Source organism: Streptomyces sp. NPDC057682 (assembly GCF_042799575.1).
In the GTDB taxonomy this organism is placed as follows: Bacteria; Actinomycetota; Actinomycetes; order Streptomycetales; family Streptomycetaceae; genus Streptomyces.
Window position 1 is genome coordinate 81,906 of sequence record NZ_JBHVIN010000023.1, and the last position, 26,541, is coordinate 108,446.

Below are 26,541 nucleotides of genomic sequence, written 5' to 3' on the forward strand. Positions count from 1 at the left end.
CGGGAGGTGCGGGGGTGAAACGGGTCGTGCGTCCTCAGCCGTCGAGGCGGACCACGCGGACGCCGCCCGCCGGGACGGCGAGATGGCCGGTGGCCGGTTCTCCGGTGAGGAGTTCGGTGCCGGGGGCGTCGAGCGGCACCTTGGCCTCGCTCCCGGTGTGGTTGATCAGGAAGAGGTACGTGCCGGCCTCGCCGGTGCGGGTGACCGCCTCGACGTCGTGCGGGAGGCCGGTGCGGGGCGCGATGCGGGCGTCCTCGCAGGCGCGGTCGAGGACGGCGTCCAGACCGGCGGCGGTCGGCCGGGTGGAGACGTACCAGGCGGTGCCCTCGCCGAGGCGGTGGCGGGTGACGGCGGGCCGGCCGGCCGGGATGCCGTCGGCGTAGGACCACTGGGTCTCGGCGCCGCGCGGGACCACCACGTCGGTCCAGAGGTCGGCGGTCAGCTCCGGTCCCTCGGGGGCGCCCTCGGGCGTGATCAGCCGGACCGTCTCGCCCTCCCCGAGCGGGGAGAACTCCTCGACGGTCAGCCCCAGCACGTCCCGCAGCGCGCCCGGGTACGGACCGGGGTGCACGGCGTCGTTGGTGTCGACGATGCCGGAGAAGTACGAGACGACGAGGGTGCCGCCGCCCTCCACGTACCGGCGCAGATTGCGGCCGGTCTCCTCGGTGGCGAGGTAGAGGGCCGGTACGACGACGAGGGGGTAGCCGGACAGGTCGGCGTCCGGGTGCGCGAAGTCGACGGTGAGGTGGCGGTCGTAGAGAGCGGCGTAGTAGGCGTCGGCGCGCTCGCGGGCGTCGTGGGCCTGGCTGGGCCGCCACTCCAGGGACTGCGCCCACCAGGACTGCCAGTCCCAGACCATGGCCGCGTCGGCGACGGTCCGGGTGGTGCGGATGCCGTCCAGCAGGCCGAGGTCGGCGCCGAGGCGGGAGACCTCGCGCCAGATCCGGGAGTCCGTACCGGCATGCGGGACCATCGCGGAGTGGAACTTCTCGGCGCCCTGCCGGGACTGCCGCCACTGGAAGAACATCGCGCCCTCCGAGCCGCGTGCCACGTGCGCCAGACTGTTGCGGGCCATCTCGCCGGGGCGCTTGGCCGGGTTGCGGGGCTGCCAGTTGACGCCGCTGGTGGAGTGCTCCAGGAGCAGCCAGGGGGCGCCGCCCGCCACCGAGCGGGTGAGGTCGGCGGCCATGGCGAGGTTGACGTGGGTGCGGCGGCCGTCGGTGATCAGGTAGTGGTCGTTGGTGACGAGGTCGACCTCGCGGCCCCAGGCCCAGTAGTCCACCGAGTCGCACTGGCTGAGCGCGGTCATGAAGTTGGTGGTGACCGGGATGCCGGGGGCGAGCCGGTGCAGCAGGTCCCGTTCGGCGCGGAAGTTCTCGCGCATCGTGGCGTCGGCGAAGCGGGCGTAGTCGAGGTGCTGGGCGGGGTTGCCGACGGTGGGGGTGGTGCGCGGCGGGTCGATCTCGTCGAGGCTCCGGTAGCGCTGGCCCCAGAAGGCGGTGCCCCAGGCCTCGTTGACCGCCTCGACGGAGCCGTGGCGGTCGGCGAGCCAGCGGCGGAAGCGGGCGGCGCAGTGGTCGCAGTAGCAGGCGCTGACCGGGACGCCGTACTCGTTGTGGACGTGCCAGAGGGCGAGGGCCGGGTGGTCCGCGTAGCGGCGTGCGAGCTGTTCGGTGATGTTCGCGGCGGCGGCCCGGTAGTCGGGGTTGCTGTGGCAGATCGCGCCGCGTGAGCCGAAGGCGTAGCGCGTGCCGTCCCGGTCGACGGGCAGCGCCTCGGGGTGGGCGCGGTAGAACCAGGCGGGCGGGGCGACGGTGGGGGTGCCGAGGTCGGCGCGGACGCCGCCCGCGTGCAGCAGGTCCAGGAGGCGGTCGAGCCAGCCGAAGTCGTAGCGGCCGGGGTCGGGTTCCAGCAGGGCCCAGGAGAAGATCCCGACGCTGACCATGGTGACGCCGGCCTCCCGCATGAGGCGCATGTCCTCGTGCCAGACCTCCTCCGGCCACTGCTCGGGGTTGTAGTCGCCCCCGAAGGCCAGCTGGTGCAGACCCTGCGGAGCGGTCGCGCGAGGGGTGTGCGGCATGGGTGTCTCCTGGGCTCTTTGATACAACTTCTGGGAACGTGCACACACCGTCTCGGCGGCACAGAGCCAACATAACCGCACAGCAACAACCATTGACAAGTGTCGGTTTCGTTTCTCTACTGTGAACGCTCACAGCGCACATCAGGCGCTGCACCCTCGCTTCTCGTCAGGGGAGACCTCCATGAAGTACCGCATCGTCGCGGCCTGTGCGGCCGCCTCGCTCGCCGCCACCGCACTGCTCACGGGCTGCGGCTCGTCGGACGACGACGGCAGCGGCGACGGCCCGGCCGCCTCCGGCCCCGTCTCGCTCACCTACTGGGCCTGGGCCCCCGGCCTGGACAAGGTCGCGGACCTCTGGAACAAGGGCGAGGGCAAGAAGGCCGGCATCACCGTCACGGTGAAGAAGCAGGCCAGCGGCGACGACCTGGTCACCAAGATCATCACCGCGGCGAAGGCGCACAAGGCCCCCGACCTGGTGCAGGCGGAGTACCAGGCACTGCCCACCCTGGTCTCCAACGACGTGCTGGCCGACATATCCAAGGAGGCCGGCGACGCGAAGGGCGCGTTCGCCGACGGCGTCTGGCAGCAGGCGACGCTGGGCTCGGACGCCCTGTACGCGCTGCCGCAGGACTCCGGCCCGCTGATGTTCTACTACCGCAAGGACCTCTTCGCCCAGTACGGGCTGACCGTGCCCACCACCTGGGAGGCGTTCGCCGAGACCGCCCGCGCGCTGAAGAAGAAGGCCCCGGACAAGGACCTCACCACCTTCTCCTCCAACGACTCCGGCCTCTTCGCGGGCCTGGCCCAGCAGGCCGGCGCCCAGTGGTGGACCACCTCCGGTGACACGTGGAAGGTCGCCATCGACGACCCGGCCACCCGCAAGGTCGCCGACTTCTGGGGCGGCCTCGTCAAGGAGGGCGCCATCGACAACCAGCCGATGTACACCCCGGCCTGGAACAAGGCGCTCAACACCGGCAAGCAGATCGCCTGGGTCAGCGCCGTCTGGGCGCCCGGCACCCTGAACACCGCCGCCCCCGACACCGCCGGCAAGTGGGCCATGGCCCCGCTCCCCCAGTGGACGGCCGGCGAGAACGTCACCGGCAGCTGGGGCGGCTCCTCCACCGCCGTCACCAACGACTCGAAGCACAAGGAGGCCGCGGCCACCTTCGCCAAGTGGCTGAACACCGACTCCGCCGCACTCGCCGCCCTGGTGAAGGAGAGCGGGATCTACCCCGCCGCCACCGCCGCCCAGACCGGCGGCGCGCTCGCCAAGCCCCCGGCCTACTTCTCCAACCAGCCGGACTTCTACACCGAGGCCGCGAAGATCGCCAAGGGCACCGCCCCCGCCGCCTGGGGCCCGAACGTGAACGTCGCGTACACCGCGTTCAAGGACAACTTCGCCGGCGCCGCCAAGAACCGCTCCGCCTTCGGCCCCGCGCTCACCGCGATGCAGGACGCCACCGTCGCCGACCTGAAGAAGCAGGGCTTCGGAGTCTCCGAGTGACACGCGCACGCCGCCGGAAGCCGTACGGGGTCAAGAGCGCCCCGTACGCCTTCCTGATCCCCGCCACCGTCCTCTTCCTGCTCTTCTTCGCGCTGCCCATCGGCTACGCCCTCCACCTCAGCCTGCGCCGGACCGAGGTCAGCGGACTGGGCCTCGGCAGGGGCGCGCGCAAGGAGGTCTGGGCCGGACTCGCCAACTACCGCCAGGCGCTCGCCGACTCCGAACTGCTGCACGGCGCGCTGCGCATCCTCGGCTACGGCGCGATCGTCGTCCCCGTCATGCTGGGCCTCGCCCTGCTCTTCGCGCTGCTCCTGGACACCGAACGGATCCGGCTGCGCGGCTTCACCCGGCTGGCGATCTTCCTCCCGTACGCGATCCCCGGCGTGGTCGCGGCCCTGATGTGGGGATTCCTCTACCTGCCGGACGTCAGCCCGTTCCACTTCCTGCTCGACAGGGCCGGCCTGCCGCAACCCGATCTGCTCGACGGCGGCCCGCTCTACCTCGCGCTCGCCAACATCGCGGTCTGGGGCGGCACCGGCTTCAACATGATCGTCATCTACACCTCGCTGCGCGCCATCCCCGCCGAGATCTTCGAGGCGGCCCGGCTGGACGGCTGCTCGCAGCTCCAGATCGCGCTCCGGATCAAGATCCCGATGGTCGCGCCCTCGCTGGTGCTGACCTTCTTCTTCTCGATCATCGCGACCCTCCAGGTGTTCAGCGAGCCGACGACGCTGAAGCCGCTCACCAACTCGCTCTCCACCACCTGGAGTCCGCTGATGAAGGTGTACCAGGACGCCTTCGTCAACAACGACATCTACGCGGCGGCCGCCCAGGCGGTCATCATCGCCTTCGTCACCCTGGCCCTGTCCTTCGGCTTCCTCAAGGTCGCCAACTCCCGTACGAAGCAGGGGGATGCCCCGTGACCACGACGCACCCGGCCGCGCCGGCCGCGGCCCGCCGCCGCTTCGCCCTCGTGCCCACGGCGGCGCTGCTGCTGGGGGCCCTGTACTGCCTGCTGCCGGTCGCCTGGATCCTCGTCGCCTCGACGAAGTCCGGCGGCGAGCTGTTCTCCACCTTCACCTTCCTGCCCGGCTCCGGCTTCGCGGACAACGTCGCCGACCTCTCGGCGTACCGGGACGGGGTCTACTGGAGGTGGATGGCCAACTCGGCCCTGTACGCCGGCGTCGGCGCCCTGCTGTCCACCGCCGTCTCCGCGGTCTCCGGCTACGCGCTCGCGATGTACCGCTTCCGGGGCCGGGAGACGATCTTCAACATCCTGCTGGCCGGGGTGCTGATGCCGCCGGTGATCCTCGCCGTCCCGCAGTACCTGCTGATGGCGAAGGCCGACCTCACCGACTCCTACCTGTCGGTGATGCTTCCCGTGATCCTCTCCCCGTACGGCGTCTATCTGGCCCGGATCTACGCGGCGGCGGCCGTGCCGGGTGACGTCGTCGAGGCCGGGCGGATGGACGGCGGCGGGGAGTGGCGGATCTTCCGCACCATCGCGCTGCCGATGATGGTGCCGGGCCTGGTGACCGTCTTCCTGTTCCAGTTCGTCGCGATCTGGAACAACTTCCTGCTGCCGTACATCATGCTCGGCAACGACGAGAAGTTCCCGGTCACCCTGGGACTGTTCACCCTGCTCCAGCAGGGCGCGTCCACCCCCGCCCTCTATACGCTGGTGATCACGGGGGCGCTGCTGGCGATCGTCCCGCTGATCGCCCTGTTCCTGGTCGTCCAGCGGTTCTGGAGCCTCGACCTGCTCTCCGGGGCCGTAAAGTCCTGACGGGCCCCGTCGGGGCGACACTTGATGAAAGATCACGCACCATGAGCCGCACAGAACAGACCGGATCGGGACGCCGACGGCCGCCGACCATCCATGACGTGGCACGGGAGGCCGGGGTCTCCCGTGGCACGGTCTCCCGGGTGCTGAACGGCGGCCACAACGTCAGCCCGGCGGCCCTCGACGCGGTGAACGCCGCGATCCGCAAGACCGGCTACACCGTGAACCGGCACGCCAGATCGCTGATCACGGGCCGCTCCGACTCGGTGGCGTTCCTGCTCACCGAGCCCCAGGAGCGGTTCTTCGAGGACCCGAACTTCAATGTGCTGCTGCGCGGCTGCACCAGCGCGCTCGCCGCGCACGACATCCCGCTGCTGCTGATGATCGCGGGCACGGAGGCCGAGCGCCGCCGGAACATGCGCTACATCGCGGGCCATGTCGACGGGGTGCTGCTGGTCTCCAGCCACTCCGGCGACCCGGTCGCCACCCAGCTCCACGCGGCCGGCGTCCCCCTGGTCGCCTGCGGCAAACCGCTCGGCCAGGGCTCGAAGGTCAGCTATGTGGCGGCCGACGACCGGGACGGCGCCCGGGACATGGTGCGTTTCCTGTACGAGTCGGGGCGCCGCCGGATCGGTACGGTCAGCGGCCCGCTGGACACCCCCGGCGGGGTGGAGCGGCTCGCGGGCTACCGCGAGATGCTGGCCGACTGCGGGCTGCCCGCCGACGAGGCGCTGATCGTGCCCGGCGACTACAGCCGGGCGGGCGGGGAGGCGGCGGCCGCGCTGCTGCTGGAGCGCGCGCCGGACGTGGACGCGGTCTTCGTGGCCTCGGACCTGATGGCGCAGGGGGTCCTCGCGGCGCTGGAGAAGGCCGGCCGCAGCGTGCCGGACGACGTGGCGGTGGGCGGTTTCGACGACTCCCCCGCGGCGCTCGCCTCCCGGCCCGCCCTGACGACGATCCGCCAGCCGTGGGACCGGATCAGCGCCGAGATGGTCCGGGTGCTGCTGGCCCAGATCGGCGGGGAGGACCCGGCCGCGGTGATACTGCCCACGGAGCTGGTCCGGCGCGGGTCGGCGTGACGGGGGCGTCCCGGCGCCCGTGGCTCACGGCCCGCCGGCGCCCCTGCGGGTAGCGCGATGCGGTCTAGACCAATACGCGGCGAGGGGAACCCGGAGCCGGGTTTGACCCCCCGGATCCGCCGGTATCTTCGCCGGATCACGTCGGACAAACATTTCCCGCTTCGCGTCTTTTCCGCCCGATCGGCTAACCGTCACAGGTAACCCGCAAGCGGAGTGACATTTTCCATTAATATCCGAAGGCAGAAATCCTCCACACACGTGGCACCTACACAAATCATGTCCGAAACCAGTCGGGAAAATACCCCTCCCTCAACAAGCGCGCCGGTCACCGACACCGCCCCGGAATCCCTGGCCCCATGAACCATGACCATGTGGCCGAAACAGAACGCACCACTCCGGCGTGTTCGGACTACCCTCCGACCACACGCCGCCGATCACGGTCCACCCGGCCCGGCCCGCCCCGACGCCACTTCGACCGCTTCGATCCGCGAGAAATAAACAATTAACGATCGCATCATTGACACATGCCTCCCACATAACGGCTAAGTGGTGAACGGCGAAAACCCTTCGCCGTCGACCTGAAAAGCGTGTGGTCGACCCGTGCATCCCATGGGAGACACGCAATTGACTGTCACCGGCATATCCAGACCGGCTGCCAGACGGACAAGATCCGCCTGGACGGGGCTGACCGCCCTGGCCGGCGCCTCAGCCATCGCGTTACTGGGACTCACCGCTCCGGCGGCGACCGCGACGGCTTCCGCGAGTGCTGACCCGACCACGAAACCGTCCGTGGAGGCCTCCTGCGCCGATCCCGGACCCGGCCACGTCCGCTGCTTCGCTCTGCGCCGCACCGACGTGAGCGCCGGCAAGGGCATCCAGCCCGACGCCGCCACCCCGGACGGGTGGGGCGCCACCGCGCTCCGGAGTGCCTACAACCTGCCGGCCGACGGCGGGGCGGGGCAGACCATCGCCATCGTCGACGCCTACGACGACCCGACGGCCGAGGAAGACCTCGCGGTCTACCGTGCGCAGTACGGACTGCCGGCCTGCACCACGGACAACGGCTGCTTCAAGAAGGTCGACCAGCGCGGTGGCACCGACTACCCGGCGGCCGACAGCGGCTGGGCCGGTGAGATCTCGCTCGACCTGGACATGGTCTCGGCCGCCGCGCCGTACGCGAAGATCGTCCTGGTCGAAGCCGACTCCGCCAGCTTCGAGGACATGGGCGCCTCGGTCGACCAGGCGGTCGCGCAGGGCGCCAAGTACGTCTCGAACTCCTACGGCACGGGCTACTCCAGCGTCCCGGGCAGTGGTGAGGACCCGGCGGAGACCACGGAGTTCGACGCCCACTACAACCACCCGGGCGTCGCCGTGGTCGCCTCCTCGGGCGACAGCGCGTACGGCGTCTCCTACCCCGCCGCCTCCCAGTACGTGACCTCCGTGGGCGGCACGGCCCTGGAGCAGGACTCCTCCACCGCCCGCGGCTGGTCCGAATCGGTCTGGTTCAACAGCTACGGCGGACCGGGCTCCGGCTGCTCGCTCTACGAGGCCCGACCGGCCTGGCAGGAGGGTGTCGGCACCGACTGCGACAGGCGCGCGGTCTCCGATGTCGCCGCGGTCGCCGACCCGTTGACCGGTGTCTCGGTCTACCAGACCTACGGCGGGGACGGCTGGGCCGTCTACGGCGGCACCAGCGCCTCCTCGCCCATCATCGCCGGCGTGTACGCGGCCGCCGGCACCCCGCCCGCGGGCTCCTACCCGGCCGCCTACCCCTACGCGGCCGGCGGCAGCGGTCTGAACGACGTCGTGGACGGCACCAACGGTTCCTGCACCCCGGCCAAGCTGTGCGGTGCGGGTACGGGCTGGGACGGTCCGACCGGTCTCGGCACGCCCAACGGCGTGCAGGCCTTCCGCAGCGGACCGCACGGCGTACTGAACGGGAGCGTCACCGACACCACCACCGGCGAAGGCGTCGCGGGCGCGGAGATCACCGCGGGCGACTCCCGGGCCACGTCCGGTGCCGACGGCTCCTACGCGCTGACTCTTCCGCCGGGCAGCTACGACCTCGAGGTCGCTGCCTACGGCTACACCACGGCCACCTTCCCCGGCGTCGACATCACCGACGGCTCCACGGTGACCAGGAACCTCGCGCTCACCCCGGTCCCGACCCGGACCGTGTCCGGCAAGGTGACCGACGGCTCCGGCCACGGCTGGCCGCTCTACGCGGCCATCAGCGTCGAGGGGGCGCCCGGCGCGCCCGTCGAGACCGACCCGGCCACCGGCACCTACGCGGTCGACCTCCCGGCCGGCACGTCGTACACCCTGAAGGTCACCAGCAACTACCCGGGCTACCGGAGCGCCTCCAAGGACGTCACCGTGGGCGATTCGGCGGTCTCCGCCAATGTGACCCTGCCGGTGGACGCCTGGGCGGGCACCGCGCCGGGGTACACCGCGACGGACGAGGGCGTCACCGAGCCCTTCGACTCGACCACGTCGGCACCCGAGGGCTGGACCGTCGACAACGCCGAGGGCACCACCGGCGGATGGCAGTTCGACGACCCCGGCAAGCGGACGAACACCACCGGCGGCACGGGCGCCTTCGCCATCGTGGACAGCGACAAGGCGGGCAGCGGGAAGGTCCAGGACTCCACACTGACCAGCCCCTCCTACGACTTCTCGGACACGGAGCTGCCCGAGCTGAGCTACCGGACCAGCTACAAGCCGTACTCCGGCCAGAAGGCCGACGTCGAGGTGAGCTCGGACGGTGGCGCCACCTGGACCAAGGTCTCCTCGCACACCACCGCCGTCACCGGCTCCAAGGTCACCGTCGCGCTCACCGGCCAGGCAGGCGAGTCCGATGTCCGGGTGCGGTTCCACTTCACCGGCAAGTTCAGCTGGTGGTGGCAGCTCGATGACGTGTTCATCGGTTCCCGCGGTCTGTCGGCCGTCCCCGGCGGCCTTGTCGTCGGGCAGGTCACCGATGCCAACACCGGTGCCGGCATCGCGGGTGGGACGCTCACCGGCACCGGCGACGGCGCCGTGAGCACGACCTCGGCCGCCACCCCGGACGACGCGGCGCTCGGCGACGGCTTCTTCTGGGCCTTCGCGCCGGTCGGCAAGCAGACGGTGACGGCCGCGAAGGCCAAGTACACCAGCGCCTCCAAGGCCGTGACCTTCGCCGCCGACTCGACCGTGACAAAGAACTTCTCCCTCAAGGCGGGGCGTCTGAAGGTCACCCCCGCCGCGGTCACCGCCCCGCTCGCCTGGGGCGGTGCGGCCACCAGAACCGTCACGATCAAGAACACCGGTGGCGCCGACGCCACCGTCAAGCTGGACGAGAAGAGCGGCGCCTCCACACCGGCCGCTTCGGGCGCCCCGCTGATCAGTGAGAAGGGGTCCTACTCGCCCCTGTCGTCGAAGAGCCGGAAGGCCGGCGGAACCGCCGGTGCCACGGCCTCCGCGGCCGAAGGCGGTGACGCCTGGCAGACGGTGGCCGATCTGCCCGAGGCCATCATGGACAACGCGGTCGCCGTGAACGACGGCACGATCTACTCGGCGTTCGGCTACGACGGTACGGACGACACCAGGTCGCTGTACTCCTACGACGCGGCGGACGGCTGGACGAAGCTGGCCGACGCGGCCGACACCCGGGAGGCGCCGGCCCGCGGCTTCATCGACGGGAAGTTGTACATCGCCGGCGGCTGGGGCGCCGACGGGGATCCTGACGCCAAGCTGGAGATCTACGACCCCGCCTCCAACACCTGGACGACCGGTGCCTCCTCGCCGGCTCCGCTGGCGGGCGCGGGCTCCGCGGTCCTGAACGGCAGGCTGTACTCCGTCGGCGGCTGCACCACCACGTGCGGCTCCACCGCGGTGACGGTGTACAACCCGTCGGACGACTCGTGGTCCACCGCGGCGAACTACCCGGAGAACGTCGCCTGGGAGTCCTGCGGCACCATCAGCGGGCTGCTGTACTGCGCCGGCGGCACCAACAGCGCCGGTGAGCTGAAGTCCGCGTACGCCTACGACCCCGCCACCGACTCCTGGTCGGCTCTGCCGGACATGCCGAAGACCGTGTGGGCCTCGTCCTACACGTCGGCCAACGGTCTGCTGCTGGTCTCCTCCGGTGTCAGCGGTGGCGCCCTCACCAATGCGGGGTACGCCTACGACCCGGCCGCCGGGGCCTGGTCCCCCCTGCCCAACGCCGACGTGGCGACCTACCGCGGCGGCGGTGCTCCCGGCTTCTACAAGGTCGGTGGGGCCGACGCTCCCAGTTCCCCGTCCACGGCAGTGGAACTACTGGCCGGCTACGACCAGGCCGGCGGCTCGGACGTCAGCTGGCTGTCGCTGGACCTCCCGGAGTTCAAACTCCACCCGGGGGACAGCGTCTCGGTCACGGTGGCGTTGAACGCCTCGGTCGAGGAGATCACCCAGCCCGGTGAGTTCACGGCCCGGATCGGCATCGCGACCAGTACCCCCTACGCCGTGGCACCGGTCCCCGTCACCATGACGGTGGCCCCGCCGAACACGTGGGGCAAGATCACCGGAACGGTGCTCGGCAGGTCGGCCACCGGCGCCACGGCACCCCTCAAGGGGGCGACCGTACAGATCGACTCATGGGCGTCCTCGTACACCCTGATCACGGACAAGGACGGCCACTACGCGCTCTGGCTGGACGCCCGCAACAACCCTCTCACCGTGATCGCCGCCAAGGACGGTTACGCCCCGACAGTGGCCACCGTCAAGGTCGTCAAGAAGGGAACCGTGACCACTGACTTCACTCTGAAGAAGGCATAGGGACCGCGGCGGGCCCACCCCCGGGCCGGGCCCGCCGCGCACCGAGCCGCCGGAAGCGCCAGCCGTCCGGTCAGGACGCCGCCGGGGTCTGCCGGACACTCCCCAGCACCGGGTAGTCGGTGTATCCGCGGTGGTCGCCCCCGTACATGGTGGCGCGGTCCGGGGTGTTGAAGGGGCCGCCGGCCCGCAGCCGCTCCGGCAGATCGGGGTTGGCCAGGAACAGCGCGCCGTAGGAGACGAGATCGGCCACCCCCTCCTCGACCAGGGCGAGTTCCCCGGGGCCGGTCGGGCCGTCGCTCGCCGGGTTGAGGACGAGCGTCCCGCCGAACTCCTTGCGCAGCGTCTCGGTGAGCACCCGGTCGCCGGGCTTCGTCTCGACGAGGTGCAGATAGGCGAGCCCGAGCGGTTCGAGCGCCCGCACCAGGGCCTCGTACGCGGCCTCGGGGGCGGGCTCGTCGATGTCGTTGTACGGGTTGCCGGGCGAGAGGCGGATCGCGGTGCGGTGGGCGCCGATCTCGTCGGCGACGGCCCGCACGGCCTCCAGGGCGAAGCGGATCCGGGCCTCCGTCGATCCGCCCCAGTCGTCGGTGCGCCGGTTGGAGCCCGGCGCCAGGAACTGGTGGATGAGATAGCCGTTGGCGCCGTGCAGTTCCACCCCGTCGAACCCGGCGTCGATCGCGCCCCGGGCGGCGGAGGCGAAGTCGGCGACGGTGGCGCGGACCTCCGCGTCGGTCAGGGCGTGCGGCGTCACGAAGTCCTTGGGGCCCTCCGGGGTGAAGACCTGTCCGGTGGCGGCGACGGCGGAGGGGCCGACCGGGACGAGGCCGTCGGGCAGCAGGTCCGGGTGGCCGATGCGGCCGGCGTGCATGATCTGGGCGAAGATCCGGCCGCCCTTCGCGTGCACGGCGTCGGTGACGGTGCGCCAGCCGGCGATCTGCCCGGCGCTGTGCAGTCCCGGGGTGGACGGATAGCCCTGGCCGACCGCGGAGGGCTGGACGCCCTCGGTGATGAGGAGCCCGGCCGAGGCGCGCTGGGCGTAGTACTCCGCCATCAGGGCCGTGGGTATCCCGCCCTCCCCCGCCCGGTTGCGGGTCATCGGCGCGAGGGCGATGCGGTTGGCCAGCGGGGTGCCGGACAGGTCGAGCGCGTCGAACGCGGTGGTCATGAGAAGCCCCCAGGAGGAAACGGACACGACGAGAAACAGACACGACAGGACGGACATGGTGGAGCAACCGATATGTGGTCGGCCAACAAAAAGTATGTGGTCGGCCAACGATCTGCGACGCGTGCCACTGTAGCCTATTAATTGGCCGGCCAAGGTAAAGTTGGCGGACCGCCCGGGGCCCGGGAGCGCCGGCCGTCCGGGGCCCGGCCCGCAGCCCGCCCGCACCGCCGCCCGAGGAGCCCGCGATGACCTCCGATCCCGCCTGTAGCCACCTGCCCGGCGCCGCCCGGGGCGGCCCGGTCAGCCATGCGGTGTCACGGGTCGCGCGGCTGCACCGGATCGCGGCGGGCAAGCTGCTCAAGGCCACGGGCCTCTACCCCGGCCAGGAGTACCTGATGATGTGCCTCTGGGACACCGGCGCGGTCCGGCAGTCCGAGGTGATCAAGGCGGTCGACCTGGACCCCTCCACGGTCACCAAGATGCTCCAGCGCCTCGAACAGGCCGGGCACGTCCGCCGCAGCCCCGACCCGGCCGACCGCAGGGCCGTCCTGGTCGAGGCCACGGACAGCAGTTGCGCACTCCTCTCCGACGTCGAGCGGGCCTGGACGAATCTGGAGGAGCACACCCTGGCGGGCCTGGACGCCGACGAGCGCACGGAGCTGGCGCGGCTGCTCGCCAAGGTCGAGGAGAACCTCTGCCGCGAGACGGCGGACTGCACCGAGACGCCCTGACCGCCGGTCGCGGAGCGGGTCAGCGGCCGGCCAGCACCCCCAGCGCCAGGTCCACGTCGGCCACGGTGTTGTAGAGGTGGAAGGCCGCGCGCAGATGGCCCGCCCGGTCGGAGACCATCACCCCGGCGCGTTCGAGCTCCGCCGCCCGGTCGCCGAGTCCGGGCACCGCGACGACGGCGGTCTCCCCCGGCACCGGCTTGTGCCCCAGCCCCTCCAGCCCGTTGCGGAACCGGGCCGCCAGCGTGGTGGCGTGCGCGTGAAGCGCCTCGGGACCGATCTCGTTCACCAGGTCCAGCGACTGCGCCGCGCCGTGGTACGGCAGGAAGGCGGGCGGCTCGTCGTAGCGGCGCGCGTCCGGGGCGAGCGTGGCGACCGGTGCGTACAGGCTGTTCCACGCGTCGGCGCCGGCGACCCAGCCCGCGAAGACCGGCGGCAGGGACTCCTGGGCCTCGCGGGTGACGGTCAGGAAGGACGTGCCGCGCGGGCAGAGCAGGAACTTGAACCCGGCGGTGACGGTGTAGTCGTACGCCCCCGCGTCGAGCGGGAGCCAGCCGGCGGACTGGGTGGCGTCCAGCAGCGTACGGGCCCCGTGGGCGGCCGCGGCCGCCCGGACGGCGTCGAGATCGGCGAGCCGTCCGTCGGCGGACTGCACCGAGGAGAAGGCGACCAGCGCGGTCTCCGGCCGCACCGCCCCGGCCAGCTCCTCCAGCGGAACGGTCCGCAGGGCGAGGTCGCCGCGGACCGCGAACGGGCTGGTGACCGAGGAGAACTCCCCTTCCGGTACGAGGACTTCGGCTCCGGCCGGCAGCGAGCAGGCGATCAGCCCGACATGGACGGCGACCGAACTGCCGACCGCCACCCGGCCCGCGTCGACCCCGGCGATCCGCGCGAACCCCTCCCTGGCCCGGTCCACCGCCTCGAAGTCGCCCGCCCCGGCCCTGCGGCCGGAGGCGTTCTCCTCGGCGAGCGCCTTCACGGCGTCGACGGTACGGCGGGGCAGCAGCCCGCAGGAGGAGGTGTTGAGGTAGGCGGTCTCCGGCGCGAACTCGGCGGCGACCGCACGGCTGAGCGAAGAGATCATCATGGGCCCAGCGTGAGGGCCGCCCGACCCGCAGTCAACGAGGCGGTCGGCGCCGGGGGCCGACCGGGGCCGGCGCCGGGGCGTTCAGCCGCACACGAAGGCCCGGCGCCGGGTCCTCGTTCCGCGCGGGTGTGAGGGTGCGGCGCCGGGCGCTGTTCCTCGCGCACGGGGTCCCCGGTGCCCGGGACCCCTCCGCGCGCGTCAGGCGGTGGCGCTGCCGGACGAGGGCACCTCGCAGGCGCCGTCCGCGTCGCAGGCCGCCGCGTCCCCGCCGATGGCGGTCAGCGGGCGGTCCTTCCACGCCTGCTCCAGCGCCTGGGCGAAGACCTCGGCGGGCTGGCCGCCGGAGATGCCGTAGCGGCGGTCGAGGACGAAGAACGGCACCGCGTTGGCGCCCAGCTCGGCGGCCTCCTGCTCATCGGCCCGCACCTCGGCGGCGTACGCCTGCGGATCGGCGAGCACCGCGCGCGCCTCGGCCCCGTCGAGACCGGCCTCGACGGCGAGGTCGACGAGGACCTCGTCGTCGTAGACGGACCGCTCCTCGGCGAAGTTGGCCCGGTAGGCGAGGTTCAGCAGCTCGTCCTGGCGGCCCCGGGCCTTGGCCAGGTGGAGCAGCCGGTGGATGTCGAAGGTGCTGCCGTGGTCGCGCCCCTCGGTGAGGTAGCCGAGCCCCTCGGCCTGCGCGTTGGCCGCGACGTTCGCCTCCATCGAGCGGGCCTCCTCGACGGTGCGCCCGTACTTCGTCGCCAGCATCTCGATGACCTGCCCGGTGTCGCCCTTGGCACGCCCGGGGTCGAGCTCGAAGGAGCGGTGGACCACCTCGACCTCGTCGCGGTGGGCGAAGCCCGCCAGGCCCTTCTCGAACCGGGCCTTCCCGATGTAGCACCAGGGGCAGGCGATGTCGCTCCAGATCTCGACGCGCATGACTCTTCTTCTCTCCAGGCTCTCGTGCGGCTGCTCGGGCAGCGCGGAGGATCCCTCCGCTCCCCGGGGAACGCGCGGCGGCGACCGGTCATTCCCGGCCCGGGCCGGGTCGGACGGGTTGGATCGGGCCGGCCCTACAGGTACGTACGGTTCATCGGCCGGGGCAGCGGCTCCAGCGCCCCGGCGTCGCGCAGCCGCTCGTACGCGGCGACGACGGTGTCCGTGTCACCGGGCGGGGCGATGTCGAGGAGCACGCCGGGACCGTTCAGTTCCTTGCGGACGGTGCCGACGCCCTCGGGGGCGAGGGCGGCGCGGCCCGGGGAGAGGTAGCCGAGCCGGCCGACGCAGAGCTGGGAGAGCGTGTAGTCGTAGCCGGCCTCGTCCTCCAGGGCGTCGAGGACGTCGTCGTCGGTGACGTCGCCGATGTCCGGCTGCCAGACGTCGGCGAGCAGGGCGAGGAGCGCGGCCTCGGGGACCTCGGCGGTGTCCGGGGAGACGACGGTGATCAGGAGGGACTGGGTGACGTACTCCGACTCGCCGCCGCCGCGTCCCCGGACGGTGACCTCCCAGCCGGGCTCCCCGCTGCTCGACAGGTTCAGCCCGGCCCCGTCGGAGGTGTCCGGGGAGTCGTGGTCGGCCTGGAGCGCGGCGGTCAGGGCGGCCTCCTCGGCGGGGAGCGGTGCGGGGGCACCGGACGCGCGCTGGAGGGTCCAGGTCCACGGCTGACCGGCCGGGGCGGAACCGGCCGCCGGGAGCAGTCCGGTGAGCGCGTCGAGCGTGGCCGCCCAGCGGCCCGCGAGCGCCGCGGGCGACTCCTTCCGAGGTCCCCAGAAGCCCCGCACCACACGTCGCATGTCCTGCCTCCACCGTTCGTGAGCGTTGTGCGTTCCGCCGCCGCAGCGCGTACGGACCGGCGCGCGTCCAGGCTAGTGGACGCGCGCCGGGTGACCTGGTGCCGTCAGTCGAAGGCGCCGGCCTTGCGGGTGCTCTTCTCCGGGTTCTGCTTGGTGTAGACGACCTTGATCGGCAGCCCTTCCTCACGGAAGGCCTTGCGGGCCGCCTTGGCCACGTCGGGGTCGGAGAAGTGCCATTCGACCGCGCGTCCGCCGGACGCGGCGACCTGCTCCGTGGCCTCCTTGACGAACTTCTCCTTGCCGGACTTGGTGAGCGTCGACTTGTCGCCCTTGGTCAGGTAGCTCTTGTACCCGTTCTTGGCCTCCAGGAAGGTCTGCCTGCTGGAGTCCCACCCGTCGTACTCGACCGGGGGCTTCCCCTCCTTGGGGTTGGCGACGATGTACTCCTTGCCGCGCTTGGTGTTGGTGATCTGCTCCTGGTAGCGCAGCCAGGACTCGTTCTTCCAGTTGGGCTTGGGGTTGCGGTCGCGGCTGCCCCAGTAGCCGTCACCGGCGTCGGCCGAGCCGAGCTCCGGGTCGTTGAGGTTCTCGGCCCACTTCGGGTCGTTGTAGTTGCGCGGGTCGGAGCTGTCGTTGCGCTTGGCCTCGGGCCACGGCTTCTTGTTGTTGAGGGCCTTCTCCGCGCGGTCCTTCTCCTCGGCGCGCTTCTTCGCCGTCCAGGCGTCGCGCTCCGCCTTGCGGGCCTCCTCGGCCTTGGCCTTGGCGGCCTCGTCGCAGCCGTCGTCGGCGAGGATCACATGGTCCGGCGGACCGGCGGCGAGCACCCCCGTACCGGATCCGGCGACCCCCGTCCCGCCGTAACGGGTCCGTGGCCCGAGGGGTCCGGAGGCGATGGAGCAGCCGGTCTTGCGGGCCGCGTCCTCGGCCTCGTCGGCGGCGTCGTCGGCCTCCTTGGCGGCCTTCCGCGCCCCGTCGACGTCACCGGCCTCGGCGGCCTTGCGGGCCCGCTTCGACGCCTTGCCCGCGTCGTCGGCGGCCTCCGCGACCTCGGAGGCGATCTTCCCGATCTTGCCGAGCCTGCTGGTCTTGCCGATGACCTTGGCGACGTCGTAGCCGGGGATGAAGAGCGAGCCGACGTTCCAGACGACGTCCGTCACGGCGCGGGTCTTCTCGCCGTTGTTCCACCGCTCGCGCACGTCGTCGCCGACGAACATGTCGTCGCCGACCTTCACGACGGTGTTGAACGACGCCTTGCCCCAGTCACCGAGCGCCCCGAGGTAGTTGCCGTCCTTCCACTTGTCGACGGCGCCCTTGGAGTCGTCCATCCAGTCGCTGCCGAGCTGCTTGCCGTAGTCGGCGATGCCCGACCAGGTGGACGGCTTGAACAGGTCGATGACCCCGGTGACGTCGCCCCAGACGCCGTCGACGAAGAGGCCCTTGCCGACCTGCGCGGTACGGTCCCAGGCGCAGCCGAAGAAGCCCCAGCCGCTGCAGTCCTCCTTGTCGCCGTCGTCGGAGCCGCCGTCGTCGCCGGAGTCGTCCTCGCCGGAGACGTTGATGTCGTCGTAGGCGGCCTCGGGCTCCTCCGAGTCCTCGGGATAGGTGTCGGTGCCGGGCCCGTCCGGACCACCGGTACCGACGGAGTCCGTACCGGCCGTGTCCGTACCGGCTGTGTCCGTACCGCCGTTCGCGCCGCCGGCGGTGTCGGCGCCACCGTTGGCACCGGCACTGGCTCCGCCGTTGGCGCCGTTCGCGCCCCCGTCGGCTCCGCCCGTGGAGTCCGTACCGGCAGGGCCGCCGCTGGTGCCGCCGGCGCCGCCGCCCGTGTCGGTTCCTCCGGCACCGCCGCTCGCACCGCCCGCGCCGCTCGTGGAGCCGCCCGCGCCGCCGGAACCGCCGTTCGCGCCCGTGCCGCCGTTGGCGGCGCCGGTGCCCGCGGTGCCGGAAGCCGCGCCACCGTTGCCATTGGCGCCGTTGGAGCCGTTGGCGCCGTTGCCGTCGCCTCCATCGGCACCGCCGCCGTCCGCGCCACCGACGACGGTGGCGCCGTCACCGGGTCCGGCCGAGTCGGCGCCGCCCGCGCTGTCTCCCGCGTTGACGGTCTCGCTGCCGTCGCCCTTGGCCGGGCAGGACGTACCGGTGACGGAGCAGACGGCTTCCTGGAAGCGGTCGGCCATCGGGCCGCCCACGCCGCTGAGCAGCAGCGCGACGACGATGGCGGCGACGAGCATGACGAGCCCGACGTACTCCAGGGCGGACTGCCCCCGGTCGCGACGCCAGGTGATCATGTGCGGGAGGGAGAACTCCGGCTTGTCCTCACGCTGGTCGGCCGACAGCCGGAACCACTCGCGGCTCTGGGGCCGGGTGAGGAAGATCAGGATCAGTACCGGCAGGAAGATCTGCGTGAGCCCGCGCATGGACCCGTCGGCGGCGTTGGATATGCCGCCGATGATCAGCCAGACCTGTACGGCGAGGAGCCCGGCCCACACGCCCCGGCCGCCGGTCCACACCCGCCGCGAAAGCAGCCAGCCGGCGACTCCGGGCAGGGCGCCGTACACCAGCAGCCCGACGACGACACCGTCGAGCGCGTCGGCCGCGAGCGCCGAGCCGAACAGCCCGGCGGCACCGAGCAGCGTCGCCCCGAACAGGACGTGCACCAGCATCCGGACCGCGCCCATCGAGCGCGGCAACTCCCGGCGTCCCGCGCCGGGGGTCGGTCCGAACCCTCCGTACGCGGCTATTCCACCAGTCGCAGACATGACCAGCTCCCCCACCAGCACTGCCCGCAGGCAGAAATCACGACGTCCCAGCTTACGCAGCCCGGGGTTCCGGAGTCATGGGTCCCAGGACCCAACTCACCCCACAACGGGCCCTTTCCGAGGCCCAACCGCCCGTCCGGCGGAGGGTCAGTCCACCGAACCGGAAGCCCCGGGTACCGCGAGACAGAGTGTCAGATGATCCCCCGCGCGCGGGAGCCCCGGATCCTCCACCCAGCCGCGCGCCGCGTAGAACGCCTGGGCCCGCAGATTGTGCACGAACACCTCAAGCCGCACCTCCGCCACCCCCTCCCGCCGCCAGGCCGCCACGCACACCTCGTGCAGCGCCGACCCGATCCCCTCCCGCCACCGCTCCGGCGCCACATGAAGCTGCGTCAGATGCATCACCCCGTCCCGCACGGAGTACGCCCCCACCCCCGTGAGCTCCCCGCCCTCCTCCTCCACGACCAACACCGTGGCCCCCGCCCGCTCGATGGCCCCGGCCCACCCCTCCCGGCTCCGCCCGACCTCCGCCACCCCGGCGTACTCGTCCTCCGGCAGATGCCCCTCGTAGTAGGTGGCCCGCGCCTTCGTGTGCAGCCGGACGATGGCGTCGAGATCGTCGAGCGTCGCGTTTCTGATCATGCGGCTGAAGACGCGCGACACGACCGGGCGGTTGCCGACCCGGCCCGCCCGGGGCCCATACCAGCCCACCTCACCCGGCGAACAGCTCCCCCACCCACGCATCCCCGGCCGGCGGCACGAAGAAGTACCCACCGCCGAAGGTCAGCACGTACGTCGCCATCGCCTCCCCCTCCAGGCGCTTCTGCACCGCCTCGAACCCCCGCACCAGGTCCCGCTGGAAGCAGGTGAAGATCAGCCCCTTGTCCCCGTCGCCACGGTCGTAGTTGTACCCACGGCGCACCATCTCCGGCGGGTTACGCCGATCCGGCGCCGCAAGCCGCACATGCGAGTCCAGCGGCGTGACCTTGCCCTTGGGATCGGCGGCAAAGCCGGGCTCCTCCCCCTTCGGCGCACCGTCGAGCCAACGCCCGTCCCTGCGCCGCCCGATGATGCGCTCCTGCTCCCCGACGCTGTCCTTGTCCCACAACTCGGTAGCAAGCCGCACGATCCGCACCACCTGGTAACTACCACCCACAGCCCACCCGGGCTCCCCTTGCCCCTCCCGGACCAGAGCCCGGCCGACCACGCCCCTCGCGTCCCCGGGATTCCCGAACCCCTCGGTGAAGTGAAACGGATTCCGCGCCAACGCCCGCCCCTCCTCGACCCGGTTCTCCTCCCGAACCCCCTCGATCCGCCACCGCACCCGCCACCCGTCGAGCCCACCCAGAACCCGCTCAACAGCCGCCCGAACCTGCCCGGCATCCGTCCCCACACACTGCAGAAGCAGATCCCCGTGCACGTAGGCCGGGTCAAGAACATCACCGGCAAACGCAGGCATGACGGTCAGCTGCCGCACCGCTTTCCCACTCCGCCGAACAAGCGACTCCCCCAGCCCGACCCAAGCCCCCACCCGATCGGACCGCACGGCCTCGACGAGTTGCACAACCCGCCGCATGGCCTTGCCCGAATCCCGCGCACCCCACCGATCGGCATCAAGCCCCAGGAGAACCGCGTACGCCCCGACCGCCGCTCCCCCCAGATGCGCCGGAAGCCCAGCCTCCTCCTCCGCACCAGCCGCAAGCACCTGCCGCCCGGCCAACACCCCACCACCGGCCAGAACAACACCTGCGGCGGCACTCACTGCTGCCCTGCGCTTCACACAACTCTCCCCGCACATTCCCGACCCGAATACCAGCTCCCCAGCTAGTCTTTCCTAATAATTCATCGGGGTTCCTAGTCCCCAATAGACTGGCGATCAATATGGATTGAACACGCCAGGGGTGCCACTTTATATCAACGGAAACTAATTACTGAGCACTCAACTGGAGGCCACCGCTTCGGAACGAGTACCCTACTCTCCGAAAAGGGCACCCCCTTCGTGGCCGTCAATGAATTCCTCAGCCACACTCTCACGCAACTGCCACTTCAACCATCTACACCAAAACGGCAAGGGACACCATATCAACTATTAGCCGGGCTCCAAGCGCTAAACATCTTAACCCAGGCGAACACTATGAATATTCGAGAGACATAGAGAAAGCGGCAGCACACTCCCTCCTCCGCAACGCCACACAGAAAGTCGAACACAACCATGCCGAGAATCCCCCTCAGTCGATCAATTGAACATCAGGAGATACATCCAAGCGATTGAAAACCATCCACACCGCTCGAATCTGCTGCCGAAGACAAGGCTCTTCCGCAGGAAAGAAGACTTTGACGTCAATGTCCCCCTCTTCATCCAAGCACGAAATCTCAACGCAAATTGAGACTCGCCCATCTAGAGGATAATAAAACCAATCCTCAACTTGAACTGCCGATTCCAGGCCGACTTGAAAAGCACCCCAATCCGAGTCATCGAAACCATACTCGATCAATTCCGAGATCATAAGCAGGAAGCCTTTCAGGTTGCCCCGCTTCAGCCACCCTTCGATTTGTTGCACCTGCCTACACCCGCGGCGGGCCGACCGGCCAGGCATGAACCATTCTTCCCTCCCGTGTGACCCTGATCCAGTTGGTCAGCTCACCACTCCTGCCCACGACACCAATGGGGCCGTTCTCGATATAGATGCGAGCCTTATTTCCCCGCCAAAGACCATGAGCGTCTGCATACGCGGCAGCGTCAAGTGTAACTTTCTCCGCTTCAACATTGAACAGAAATTGACTCTTACCCGCCCCGGTCTTCCCATTCATGTGCGGTTCCATAGCCTTCTTTCGGACCGTGTAGCTGTCGTTGGTCCAATTCCCCTTCGGGTTTATGTACGGGCGCGGCAGATTACAGGGACCACTGTTATGAACGAGTACCGAAGTCTCGCCCGCCACCACATAGTACGTGTGCGCGCCGGACGGGCGTCACCTGCATTTTCGCTGGTCAGCGAATTCCGGCCTGTCCGTGGGTGTGCATGGAAGTGCCGTGCTGTGCGCCCCTGTTGCCGTCGGCGTTGCCGTCAGACGGCTACGCGCGTGAGGGCGGTGGAGTGGGCTTTGGCCGGTGTCCTGCCCGGGTTGGGGTCGGGCATGGTCAGGGGGCCGTACGCTGGCCCGGCAACTCGGGCAGGTTGTGATCCTGCCCGGAATTTGAACGAGTGGCCCCCTGGCCTTGCCCGACGCGGGCCCCGGCCCGGGGAGGTGGGTAAAGCCCACGGAACCGACCGGCCCCACCCCCGGGCCTACGCCCCGACCAACTCCCCGCCGTCGCCTCGCCGTCGGCCTGGCGTTCGCTGTGCGGGCGCGTCCGGCTCCCCCTGCGCTTCCGGTTGTCCGCTGTGCTGTCTCTGCGCGGCCTGGTCGCTGGCCGGCCCGCGGTGGCGGAGCCGAGAGCGGGCCGGGTGGGCGACCGCGCCGCGCGCGACCCGCGTCAGCGGGTCGCCTTGAAGACGTAGAGAAAGTTTGGACGCATCCCGCATCGGCAGTACGCCCTGGCTGTCGGTTGAGCGTTCGGCTGGGCTGCTGGCCTGGTGCAATGGCCTGCGGGGTGTGAGGCCTGTGCTGGTTGCCGGTGGGGCTCTACTCTGCGCGCGTGACCTTGGCGTGGTCGGTGAAGACGCGTCTGAACAGGTCGTGGCCCGTGCGTCCGGTATGGCGAAGCGCCCAGTCCTGCACGGCTTCCTGTTCGTCGCGAGGACCGGATTCGGCGTCGCAGCCGACGGTGACGCAGAACGTCTCGTAGGTGATGCCGCCTTCGGGCGCGTGGCGGATGGTGTGGGTGATGTGCCGGTAGACGGCGCGGGGGCTCACTGGTGACCCTCGGGGTGGCGGCGCAGGTAGACGTTGCAGTCGGTCACGGTGGTCATGTCGCCGACTGCGCGGGCCCGGTCGCGTACGTTGGCCAGTTCGGCGCAGCCCGCGCAGCCTTCAACGGGAGTCGGCTCCGGTTCCAGGCGCAAGGGGAGTTCGACCGGCTGGGTGGAGTACCTGGTCGGCTCCGTCATGCACATCGCCACCTCTCGAACGTCACATGGCCGACCTCTTGACAGGTCGGTGCTCTAGTTCAGTATTCGAGTGGCCGAAGCACTCCCGCTACGGTTCGTAGTGCACTAGTGTGCTCTCACTGACATCACGTCAACTCAACGGAGGGGCAAGCCTTATGCCCAGTCCCAAGACGTTCACGAAGATCGCGGATCACTTCCGGGAGCGCATTCTGTCGGGAGAGCTTGAGCCCGGCGCCAAGCTGCCGACGAACCGGGAGATCGCCGGACAGTGGCAGGCCGCGGCCGCCACCGTCTCCCGGGCCTTGCAGGCCCTTCAGGTGGAGAACTTCATCCGCACCACCCCCAGGGGTACCTACGTCGCCGACGATCCGCGCTGGACGCTGTCGGCGCGGGACCGGCTGGCCCGGGTCCAGCGGGTGAAGTCGTTCCTCGCGGAGGGCGAGACGAGTCGGGTGACAGCCGCCGAACTGATCACCCCACCGCTGTACGTGGCGGAGATCTTCGACCTGGAGCCCGGGGACCAGGTGGTGCGGCGCGAGTGGCTGGCCGGCCGCGGCAAGACCCGGACCGTCTTCGCGGTGACCTGGTACCCGGCCCCGTTCGCCGCCCTGGTGCCCGACCTACTGAACACTGCCCCGGGCCGTAACCACGGACTGTCCGCCCGGGTCTTGGAGGCCACCGGGCGCACGATCACCCACGCCCGTGACGACATGCACGCCCGCCCCGCCGACGCCCGCGAGGCCAGCGCCCTCGGCCTGCCGGTCGGCTCCCCGATCCTGGCCGGCGCTCACCGCTGGTCGGACGCGGAAGGAATCATCGAGTACGGGGAATGGTGTCTACCGCCCCGGTTCACCATCGGCTACGAATACCAGCCCTGACCGGTCAACGCGAAGCGTCCCCGAAAGCCAACCTGCGGCCTTCGGGGACACTGTCGTTCACATGCCCGCCTCAGTCGCCGCCGCGACCTTCGAGACGTTCGACACGCTCCTCCAACTCCTCGATCCGCTCCAGGGCTCGTTCCAGCTTGTAGGCCAGATCTGCAACCCCGGCAGTCGGGAACTCCTTCACCGGGATGTCGGATGCTTCGGCCGGCTCGTCCACCGGTTGCACGGTGACCGGCACTTCGGTGCCGAACTCGCCGCCCAGGACGACGTACGCGACTTCCCGACTCGATCCCCTGGTCTCGTGGATCTTCCTGACCCGGCCCTCCAAGGCGAGGAAGGTCAGGGCCTGGTCGGCGGCTTCGGCGTCGCCTCCGATTGCGTCGACCACTTCGTCCACGGTCAGCGTGGCACCCCTGGACAGTGAGCCGTCCCTGATCTTGCGGACCAGGCGGCCGTGGATGAGCTGGGTGGCGAAGCCGTGGTCCTCCCAGTCGCGTACGTAGACCTCGTCACCGGGCAGCTCGCCGGGGAATCGCAGCAGGAAGTTGCCGGCCAGCAGGGCGATGGCGTTGGTGACCACGTTGAGCGGCACCGCGTAGTGCTCGGCCAAGACCTCGCGGGCGGGAAGCCTGGCGCCGGGTGCCAGGGTGCCGGAGTAGATCTGCTGCTGGAGGTCACTGGCGACCTTCTCGAAGGCGTCCTCGAAGTCGGCCGAGCGCGTGACGAACGTGCCGCGCCCTTGGCGGGCGATGACCCAGCCCTCGTTGCGCAGGAGCCGGATGGCCTTCTGCACGGTCAGGCTCGACGCCTTGTACGTCTGCATGAGCTGGGTCTGCGTCGGGAGCAACTGCCCCGGTCGCAGCTTGCCGTCCCGGATCTCCTGCCGCAGGTCGTCCGCGATGCGCTCGAACGTCAAACGCGCTTCGTCAGCAGGCATGTCCATCCCTGGTCCCGGTTCGCTTCATCTCGCAGGGCTGCTCGCTGCCGCCGTATTTCGCCAGCTCAGCCCACGGGGTCAGCGTAGCGGCCCGATGGATGGACCACCGCAGCAACGGATGGACTCATTAGGAAATGACTATGGATGGACTAAGGATTGATGTTATGTTGTGCGGCAAGTGATCACCCACACGGGTGAATCACATCCCTCTCCCTGGAGGTTTGCCGTGAAGACCATGCCCATCGACCAGTCCCAGGCCCTGCTGATCCTGGCCTCCGAGCCCCGGCCTCAGTTCAAGGACCGCGAGGGCCAGCAGCCCGCGATCGACCGGGGCACCGGCGCCCACGTGCACCTGGTGGACGTGATGTTCGCGTTCAACGGCCGCGCCGAAGTGATCGCCGTGAAGGTCCCCGAGCCGGGTCTCGGCAAGGGTCTGAAGGTCGGCCTGCCGGTCGTTTTCACCGGGCTTGTCGCGTCGGCCTGGGAGAACGAGATCAACGGCAAGGACCGTCACGGTGTCTCCGTGCGCGCCGACGCCATCACCGTCAAGGCAGGCGCCTGATGCCCGACAACCGCCTTGGGCTCGCGCTCCTCGTCCTCGCCGTGCTGGTCGCGCTGGGGCTTCTGGGCTGGGCCTGGTACTGCTTCGCCCGCTGGTACCGGGCCGATGCAGAGACCCGGGTCAGCCTGCGGCAGGCGCGGCGGATGCGGTGGGGCTGGAAACGGCTCGCGCCGATGCTCGACCTCGCGGTCAAAGACGCCACCGCGACCGTGGTCCAGCAGTACGGCCCGCAGGAGCCACCTGCCAAGCCGCGCATGCTGGTGCCGCGCATGCACACCCGCGCCGACGCCTTCGGGGTCGCCGTCACTGCTGCCGCGCTGCCGCAGGTGGGGCTGAGCGCCTGGCAGGACGCGGGCGAGGGCCTGTGCGACGCCTGGGGAATGCGTCGCATCCGGATGAGCCAGCCCAAGCCCGGAGTGATCGTCGCGCGCGGCTTCCGGCGCGAGCCCCTGGAGGCGGTGATCCGCTCACCGCTCCTCGGCCCGGACGGCTCCCCCGTCTGCCGACCGGGTCAGTTCGTCTCCACCGATGACGTGCTGCTCGGCTGGGACGAGGACGGCACACCGATCGTGCTCAACCTCGCGTACTCCGCGCACGCCCTCATCGCCGGCCTCACCCGCTCCGGCAAGTCGATCACCGTCAACACCCTGCTCGCCTACGCCTCGCTGATGCGGGATGTGCGTCTGATCGTGATCGACCCCAACCTCGGTGCGGTCGCGCCCTGGTGGCGTACCGCCTACAAGGTCTCCGACGCCATCCACCCCGACGAGCCGACCGAGATCCTGGCCTGGGTGCGGGAGGAGATGCAACGTCGCGAGCGGCTGTTCTGGTCCGGCCGCACCGACCGCATCACCGAGTTCAGCCCCGAGCTGCCGCTGCTGCTCGTGGTGATAGACGAGGTGGCGAACTACACCCGGCACCCGGACCGCAAGGCGCGTGAACGCTTCGAGGCCGAGCTACTGGCCATCGCCAGCCAGGGCGCCAAGTTCGGCGTACGGCTGTGGCTGCTCACCCAAAAGCCCTCCGCCGACGTACTCACCACCGCCGTCCGCACCAACCTGTCCGCCCGAATCTGCCACCGCGTCGACACGATCGAGGACTTCCTGCACCTCTTCCCCGACGGCCGGGACCTGGACATCACCGCCGCCGACCGCACCATGCCGCAAGGCGTCTCCATCGCCTCCGTCGGTGACATGCGCACCCCGGTCCGGCTGCGCTCGGTCTACCTGCCCACCGAAGCCTGCTGGCAGATCAACGACCTCATGTGCGCCGAGGGGCTGAAGGTCCGCGACCTGCCCGACCGCGTCGACCTGGACAAGGCCGCGTGACCAACGTCTGCCGGCCGCCCGAGC

Annotated in this window: 21 protein-coding genes; 9 read left to right on the top strand and 12 right to left on the bottom strand. The window is 70.4% G+C overall.

Annotation, left to right across the window (positions count from 1 at the left end; genetic code table 11):
• Nucleotides 1–34 precede the first annotated feature (34 nt).
• A complete protein-coding gene (locus tag ACFVDM_RS33610) occupies nucleotides 35–2,080 on the bottom strand; it encodes a beta-galactosidase (protein WP_383649430.1) in 2,046 nt (681 codons plus the stop codon).
• Between the two features lie 181 nt (nucleotides 2,081–2,261).
• On the opposite strand from ACFVDM_RS33610, the gene ACFVDM_RS33615 reads away from it, so the two are divergent.
• From ACFVDM_RS33615 to ACFVDM_RS33635, 5 genes are all read left to right on the top strand, one after another.
• Nucleotides 2,262–3,584 carry an ABC transporter substrate-binding protein gene (locus tag ACFVDM_RS33615; protein WP_383649432.1) on the top strand — a complete coding sequence of 441 codons (1,323 nt, stop codon included), beginning with the start codon at nucleotides 2,262–2,264 and terminating at the stop codon, nucleotides 3,582–3,584.
• On the top strand, nucleotides 3,581–4,507 hold the full coding sequence (locus ACFVDM_RS33620; RefSeq protein ID WP_383649436.1) for a carbohydrate ABC transporter permease: 927 nt from the start codon (nucleotides 3,581–3,583) through the stop codon (nucleotides 4,505–4,507). Before ACFVDM_RS33615 ends, ACFVDM_RS33620 begins: the two co-directional genes overlap by 4 nt.
• Entirely contained in the window at nucleotides 4,504–5,370 is an 867-nt protein-coding gene (locus tag ACFVDM_RS33625; RefSeq protein ID WP_383649441.1) for a carbohydrate ABC transporter permease, read from the top strand. Before ACFVDM_RS33620 ends, ACFVDM_RS33625 begins: the two co-directional genes overlap by 4 nt.
• Nucleotides 5,371–5,411: 41 nt before the next feature.
• The gene (locus ACFVDM_RS33630; protein ID WP_383649445.1) at nucleotides 5,412–6,446 is read left to right on the top strand and encodes a LacI family DNA-binding transcriptional regulator; all 1,035 of its coding nucleotides are present in this window, start codon (nucleotides 5,412–5,414) and stop codon (nucleotides 6,444–6,446) included.
• A 789-nt stretch (nucleotides 6,447–7,235) separates the two neighbouring features.
• Nucleotides 7,236–11,243 carry a carboxypeptidase regulatory-like domain-containing protein gene (locus ACFVDM_RS33635; RefSeq protein ID WP_383649449.1) on the top strand — a complete coding sequence of 1,336 codons (4,008 nt, stop codon included), beginning with the start codon at nucleotides 7,236–7,238 and terminating at the stop codon, nucleotides 11,241–11,243.
• Nucleotides 11,244–11,313: 70 nt separating this feature from the next.
• Here ACFVDM_RS33635 and ACFVDM_RS33640 read toward each other — a convergent pair whose 3' ends face one another.
• On the bottom strand, nucleotides 11,314–12,408 hold the full coding sequence (locus tag ACFVDM_RS33640) for an alkene reductase (RefSeq protein WP_383649453.1): 1,095 nt from the start codon (nucleotides 12,406–12,408) through the stop codon (nucleotides 11,314–11,316).
• A 245-nt stretch (nucleotides 12,409–12,653) separates the two neighbouring features.
• Between ACFVDM_RS33640 and ACFVDM_RS33645 the strand changes: the two genes are divergently transcribed.
• On the top strand, nucleotides 12,654–13,139 hold the full coding sequence (locus ACFVDM_RS33645; protein ID WP_383649456.1) for a MarR family winged helix-turn-helix transcriptional regulator: 486 nt from the start codon (nucleotides 12,654–12,656) through the stop codon (nucleotides 13,137–13,139).
• 19 nt (nucleotides 13,140–13,158) lie between these two features.
• On the opposite strand, the gene ACFVDM_RS33650 is transcribed toward ACFVDM_RS33645, so the two are convergent.
• The 9 genes from ACFVDM_RS33650 to ACFVDM_RS33690 form a co-directional block, all read right to left on the bottom strand.
• Nucleotides 13,159–14,223, bottom strand: a complete 1,065-nt coding sequence (locus tag ACFVDM_RS33650; protein WP_383649461.1) for an aminotransferase class V-fold PLP-dependent enzyme — start codon at nucleotides 14,221–14,223, stop codon at nucleotides 13,159–13,161.
• A 198-nt stretch (nucleotides 14,224–14,421) separates the two neighbouring features.
• On the bottom strand, nucleotides 14,422–15,144 hold the full coding sequence (locus ACFVDM_RS33655; protein ID WP_383649464.1) for a DsbA family oxidoreductase: 723 nt from the start codon (nucleotides 15,142–15,144) through the stop codon (nucleotides 14,422–14,424).
• Between the two features lie 134 nt (nucleotides 15,145–15,278).
• Complete coding sequence (locus tag ACFVDM_RS33660) at nucleotides 15,279–15,998, bottom strand: hypothetical protein (protein ID WP_383649466.1); 720 nt, start codon at nucleotides 15,996–15,998, stop codon at nucleotides 15,279–15,281.
• A gap of 104 nt (nucleotides 15,999–16,102) precedes the next feature.
• A complete protein-coding gene (locus ACFVDM_RS33665) occupies nucleotides 16,103–18,757 on the bottom strand; it encodes a Tox-REase-5 domain-containing protein (RefSeq protein WP_383649469.1) in 2,655 nt (884 codons plus the stop codon).
• Nucleotides 18,758–18,904: 147 nt separating this feature from the next.
• Nucleotides 18,905–19,399 (bottom strand): GNAT family N-acetyltransferase, encoded by a 495-nt coding sequence (locus ACFVDM_RS33670; RefSeq protein ID WP_383649473.1) that lies wholly within the window; start codon nucleotides 19,397–19,399, stop codon nucleotides 18,905–18,907.
• A 70-nt stretch (nucleotides 19,400–19,469) separates the two neighbouring features.
• Complete coding sequence (locus ACFVDM_RS33675) at nucleotides 19,470–20,333, bottom strand: Dyp-type peroxidase (RefSeq protein WP_383649699.1); 864 nt, start codon at nucleotides 20,331–20,333, stop codon at nucleotides 19,470–19,472.
• Nucleotides 20,334–20,985: 652 nt separating this feature from the next.
• The gene (locus ACFVDM_RS33680) at nucleotides 20,986–21,318 is read right to left on the bottom strand and encodes a hypothetical protein (protein WP_383649476.1); all 333 of its coding nucleotides are present in this window, start codon (nucleotides 21,316–21,318) and stop codon (nucleotides 20,986–20,988) included.
• 1,063 nt (nucleotides 21,319–22,381) lie between these two features.
• The gene (locus ACFVDM_RS33685) at nucleotides 22,382–22,612 is read right to left on the bottom strand and encodes a hypothetical protein (protein WP_383649479.1); all 231 of its coding nucleotides are present in this window, start codon (nucleotides 22,610–22,612) and stop codon (nucleotides 22,382–22,384) included.
• Nucleotides 22,609–22,806 (bottom strand): hypothetical protein, encoded by a 198-nt coding sequence (locus ACFVDM_RS33690; protein ID WP_383649484.1) that lies wholly within the window; start codon nucleotides 22,804–22,806, stop codon nucleotides 22,609–22,611. The genes ACFVDM_RS33685 and ACFVDM_RS33690 overlap by 4 nt, the downstream gene beginning before the upstream one ends.
• Before the next feature lie 155 nt (nucleotides 22,807–22,961).
• Between ACFVDM_RS33690 and ACFVDM_RS33695 the strand changes: the two genes are divergently transcribed.
• Nucleotides 22,962–23,684 carry a GntR family transcriptional regulator gene (locus ACFVDM_RS33695; protein ID WP_383649489.1) on the top strand — a complete coding sequence of 241 codons (723 nt, stop codon included), beginning with the start codon at nucleotides 22,962–22,964 and terminating at the stop codon, nucleotides 23,682–23,684.
• 70 nt (nucleotides 23,685–23,754) lie between these two features.
• On the opposite strand, the gene ACFVDM_RS33700 is transcribed toward ACFVDM_RS33695, so the two are convergent.
• The gene (locus tag ACFVDM_RS33700; protein ID WP_383649494.1) at nucleotides 23,755–24,627 is read right to left on the bottom strand and encodes a GntR family transcriptional regulator; all 873 of its coding nucleotides are present in this window, start codon (nucleotides 24,625–24,627) and stop codon (nucleotides 23,755–23,757) included.
• 235 nt (nucleotides 24,628–24,862) lie between these two features.
• Between ACFVDM_RS33700 and ACFVDM_RS33705 the strand changes: the two genes are divergently transcribed.
• Nucleotides 24,863–25,189 (top strand): hypothetical protein, encoded by a 327-nt coding sequence (locus ACFVDM_RS33705; protein WP_383649702.1) that lies wholly within the window; start codon nucleotides 24,863–24,865, stop codon nucleotides 25,187–25,189.
• On the top strand, nucleotides 25,189–26,517 hold the full coding sequence (locus ACFVDM_RS33710) for an FtsK/SpoIIIE domain-containing protein (protein ID WP_383649497.1): 1,329 nt from the start codon (nucleotides 25,189–25,191) through the stop codon (nucleotides 26,515–26,517). Before ACFVDM_RS33705 ends, ACFVDM_RS33710 begins: the two co-directional genes overlap by 1 nt.
• Nucleotides 26,518–26,541 lie beyond the last annotated feature (24 nt).